The 4,640-nt window shown below is 43.2% G+C and carries 3 protein-coding genes and 1 pseudogene; 3 read left to right on the top strand and 1 reads right to left on the bottom strand.

The annotated features are described in order from the left end of the window. Both ACLOR3_RS07700 and ACLOR3_RS07695 read left to right on the top strand, forming a co-directional pair. A partial coding sequence (locus ACLOR3_RS07700; protein WP_412037118.1) for a cation-translocating P-type ATPase occupies window positions 1-2,523 on the top strand: 2,523 nt, incomplete at its 5' end. 122 nt (window positions 2,524-2,645) lie between these two features. Next, entirely contained in the window at window positions 2,646-3,314 is a 669-nt protein-coding gene (locus ACLOR3_RS07695; RefSeq protein ID WP_411399916.1) for an MIP/aquaporin family protein, read from the top strand. A 56-nt stretch (window positions 3,315-3,370) separates the two neighbouring features. Here ACLOR3_RS07695 and ACLOR3_RS07690 read toward each other — a convergent pair whose 3' ends face one another. Then, window positions 3,371-4,228: a metallophosphoesterase gene (locus tag ACLOR3_RS07690; protein ID WP_411399915.1), complete on the bottom strand. Its 858-nt coding sequence runs from the start codon at window positions 4,226-4,228 to the stop codon at window positions 3,371-3,373. Between the two features lie 197 nt (window positions 4,229-4,425). On the opposite strand from ACLOR3_RS07690, the pseudogene prfB reads away from it, so the two are divergent. Continuing rightward, a pseudogene (prfB, locus tag ACLOR3_RS07685) lies at window positions 4,426-4,640 on the top strand (peptide chain release factor 2); the annotation flags it as partial.

Here is a 4,640-nt window from a genome sequence, read left to right as displayed (position 1 = left end):
CTAGCTAAATTCCTTGATCAATTTAAGGATTTGATGATTATCATCTTGCTTGCGGCAGCGGCACTTTCTGTGATTACAGAAGGAATGGACGGTCTAACGGATGCCATTATCATCTTGGCCGTTGTTGTCTTGAATGCTGCCTTTGGGGTATACCAAGAAGGGCAAGCAGAAGCAGCGATTGAAGCACTGAAAAATATGTCTAGCCCGATGGCTCGTGTTCGTCGTGATGGCCATGTTATTGAGATTGACTCAAAAGAATTGGTACCCGGAGATATCGTCTTGCTAGAAGCAGGGGATGTTGTACCAGCAGATATGCGCTTGTTTGAAGCAGCTTCCCTTAAAATCGAAGAAGCAGCTCTTACAGGGGAATCGGTCCCAGTAGAAAAAGATGTGACAGGACTTGTCGAAGCAGATGCTGGAATCGGGGACCGCATTAATATGGGTTACCAAAACTCAAATGTTACTTATGGTCGTGGTATTGGTGTCGTGACCAACACTGGTATGTATACAGAAGTTGGTAAGATTGCAGATATGTTGGCTAATGCCGATGAGACTGAAACACCATTGAAGCAAAGCTTGGAACAATTATCTAAAGCCTTGACTTACTTAATCGTTGTAATTGCGGTCATTACTTTCTTAGTTGGTGTCTTCGTTCGTGGAGAGCATCCATTAGAAGGCTTGATGGTTGCGGTAGCCCTTGCGGTGGCGGCGATTCCAGAAGGACTTCCTGCCATTGTAACTATCGTTCTATCTTTAGGAACAACTACTCTTGCTAAACGTAATTCGATCGTTCGTAAATTACCAGCGGTTGAAACTCTTGGTTCAACAGAAATCATCGCATCTGATAAAACAGGTACTTTGACCATGAACCAAATGACGGTTGAAAAAGTCTATACCAACGGTCAATTGCAAAGTTCGGCAGCTGAAATTGCTGCTAGCAACAATACCCTTCGTATCATGAACTTTGCCAATGATACCAAGGTGGACCCATCTGGCAAGTTGATTGGGGACCCAACTGAGACTGCTTTGGTACAGTTCGGCTTGGACCACAACTTTGATGTTCGTGAAGCCTTGAAGGATGAGCCACGTGTGGCTGAATTGCCATTTGACTCAGACCGTAAGCTCATGTCTACTATCCATAAGGAAGCAGACGGTTCTTACTTTATCGCTGTTAAAGGTGCCCCTGACCAATTGCTCAAACGTGTGACACGTATTGAAGTCAATGGGGAAGTTCGCCCTATCACAGAAGAAGACAAGAAAGCTATTCTTGCTACCAACAAAGACTTGGCCAAACAAGCCCTTCGTGTCTTGATGATGGCTTATAAGACAAGCAAGGAAATCCCAACCTTGGAATCTGAAATTGTTGAGTCTGACCTCATCTTCTCTGGTTTGGTCGGCATGATTGACCCTGAGCGTCCAGAAGCAGCAGAAGCTGTTCGTGTCGCTAAGGAAGCAGGTATCCGTCCGATCATGATCACGGGTGACCACCAAGATACAGCTGAGGCCATTGCCAAACGTCTCGGTATCATCGATCCAAATGATACTGAAGATCATGTCTTCACAGGGGCTGAGTTGAACGAACTCTCTGATGAAGAATTCCAAAAGGTCTTCAAGCAATACTCTGTTTACGCTCGTGTATCACCTGAACACAAGGTTCGTATCGTGAAAGCATGGCAAAAAGAAGGTAAGGTTGTTGCCATGACTGGTGACGGGGTTAACGACGCGCCATCACTTAAGACAGCTGATATCGGTATCGGTATGGGGATTACTGGTACAGAGGTTTCTAAGGGAGCTTCTGATATGGTTCTTGCCGATGACAACTTTGCAACCATTATTGTAGCGGTAGAAGAAGGACGTAAGGTCTTCTCAAATATCCAAAAATCAATTCAATACCTCTTGTCTGCCAATATGGCTGAGGTCTTCACTATCTTCTTTGCAACCCTCTTTGGTTGGGACGTTCTTCAACCAGTGCATCTTCTATGGATTAACTTGGTAACAGATACGCTACCAGCCATCGCTCTTGGTGTTGAACCAGCTGAGCCAGGCGTTATGACCCACAAACCTCGTGGTCGTAAGTCAAACTTCTTTGACGGTGGGGTTTTCGGAGCTATCCTCTATCAAGGAATCTTCCAAACTATCTTGGTACTTGGTGTTTACGGTTGGGCTTTGATTTCTCCTGAACACTCTACCCGGGCAGAAATCCATGCAGATGCTTTGACCATGGCCTTTGCGACTCTTGGATTGATCCAATTGCTCCATGCCTTTAACGTTAAGTCTGTTTACCAATCCATCTTTAAAGTGGGACTCTTCAAGAACAAGACCTTTAACTGGTCTATCCCAGTTGCCTTTATTCTCTTAATGGCGACGATTATGGTACCTGGATTCAATAAACTCTTCCACGTATCTCATTTAAGCTTGACGCAATGGTTGGTTGTTGCTGTAGGTGCCCATATGATTGTTGTTTTGGTTGAGATTGTCAAAGCCGTTCAACGTGCACTTGGTAAAGATAAAAACGCCATTTAATCGCGTATCAAAAGTCATCTTCGGATGGCTTTTTGTGTGCAGAGATGTCTGGGCATATTTCTTGAGGCAAGACTGGATTTTTGATAAACTAGACAACAGTTTGAAGAAAGGAAACTTATATTATGAAAAAGTTTTTTGCTGAAGTAATCGGCACATTTATGCTTGTCTTTATCGGGACTGGCGCTGTTGTTTTTGGAAATGGGACTGAAGGTCTTGGGCATTTAGGAATTGCCTTGGCATTTGGTTTGTCCATTGTTGCAGCTGCATACTCTATTGGGACTGTTTCTGGTGCTCACTTGAATCCTGCTGTTTCGATTGCTATGTTTGTCAACAAACGCTTGTCATCTAAAGACTTGGTTAACTACATTGTAGCGCAAGTAGTAGGAGCTTTCCTTGCGACTGCTTCTGTCTTCTTCCTTTTGTCTAATTCAGGGATATCAACAGCTAGTCTTGGTGAAAATGCCTTGGCTAAAGGAGTGACTCCATTTGGCGGTTTCTTGTTTGAAGTGATCGCGTCCTTTATCTTTATCTTGGTCATCATGACAGTGACATCAGCTTCTAAAGGAAACGGGAAGATTGCTGGTCTTGTCATCGGTTTGAGCTTGACCTTGATCATTCTTGTTGGTTTGAACATTACAGGTCTTTCTGTAAACCCAGCTCGTAGCTTGGCTCCTGCACTCTTTGTAGGTGGTGCACCCCTCCAACAAATTTGGATCTTTATCCTTGCTCCAATCGTTGGTGGTGTCTTGGCAGCGCTTGTTGCAAAGAATCTCCTTGAAACTGAAGCTTAAGCCATTTTAACGAAAAAAAGATTTCGATTCCCTATGGGGTCGAAATCTTTTTCTTTTTAGCAGTCAAGGATGGTTAAAGCCTGACGAAATTCGCTTGCTAAGTGTTGTCTTTTGTATTGATGAAATTCAGATAAGTCTTTCACAACGTTGTAGCGTTTATGAAGACGATACATGTGAGGGATCTTGTACTGTGGATAGGCCTTGAAAAAGTCTTCTGTTAGTTGCCATTCTCGAATATAGCCAAGAGGCCGCAAGTGATAATGGATGTTATCGATGGATCTGGAAGGATGGCGATGATGCAAGTGTCCGAAGACGACATCCGCTACCTCGTGCTTTACAAAGAGATCGTGAAAAGCTTGACTACCTAAGAAGGCGTTGAATTTCTGAAAGTAGGGGTGACTAACGAGGAAGTCCTTGTGGGGGACAAAGTGAAGAGCGACGATGATTCTACCATCTAAAGAAGCGAGGACCTGATCCAATCGGAAGAGATCTTCTTGCGTGATGGTTGGATCATCTAAAGGACGTTCCAATCTTCGATCAAACCAGAAAGTATTCTTGGTACGCAGGTGGGCTTCCTTGCTCTTTTCAGGAACAAAGCTATAATCGTACCATCCAGCAAGAGATACTAAATGGCTGTCTCCAAAGGTCTGGACCTGAAAATCATACTGCTTGATTTCTTCTTCTGAAAGAAATAGCATATCGTGATTGCCCAGGTTAAAGGAAACAGGAAACTGTCTTTGGAGGTCCTGAATGAAGGGAAGGCTTATCTGTTTAAAGTCATTAGAGATGTCTCCAGCTAGATGAAGATGATCAATCTGTTCTTCTTGTAGGACCTGCAGGAGTTGCATGCGTTCGGCCTCGCCAAACTGATTGGAATCCAGGTGCAGGTCACTCATAAAACCAATACGTGTCATATCACTAGTGTATCATAAGTTAATGAGAAAGAGAAAGGTAACCAACATGTAACAAATCTAACAATTATGTAACAAGGGAGGTGACAACGACCTGATTTTATGCGATTTTTGTAGGGTAAACCATTCTTACTATCTCTTACTATGTGCAAATGACGGGGTTTGTGGTATAATAGACTGATACTTAGAAAGAGGTACTTATGGATATTTCAGAAATCCGTCAGAAAATTGACGCGAATCGTGAAAAATTAGCTTCTTTCAGGGGGTCTCTTTGACTTAGAGGGTCTGGAAGAAGAAATTGCCATTTTGGAAAACAAAATGACAGAACCTGATTTTTGGGATGATAATATTGCGGCGCAAAAAACGTCCCAGGAATTAAATGAGTTGAAACAAACCTATGAGAATTTCCATCAAA

It is taken from the genome of Streptococcus intestinihominis (assembly GCF_046824975.1).
GTDB lineage: Bacteria > Bacillota > Bacilli > Lactobacillales > Streptococcaceae > Streptococcus.
The sequence above is the reverse complement of the archived record's forward strand: the minus strand, read 5'-3'. Positions and strand labels throughout refer to the sequence as shown.

What these genes read in the sequence shown, in the direction of transcription:
- ACLOR3_RS07695 (WP_411399916.1), top strand. Translation starts at nt 2,646, where the DNA reads ATGAAAAAGTTTTTTGCTGAAGTAATCGGCACATTTATGCTTGTCTTT.
- ACLOR3_RS07690 (WP_411399915.1), bottom strand. Translation starts at nt 4,228, where the DNA reads ATGACACGTATTGGTTTTATGAGTGACCTGCACCTGGATTCCAATCAG.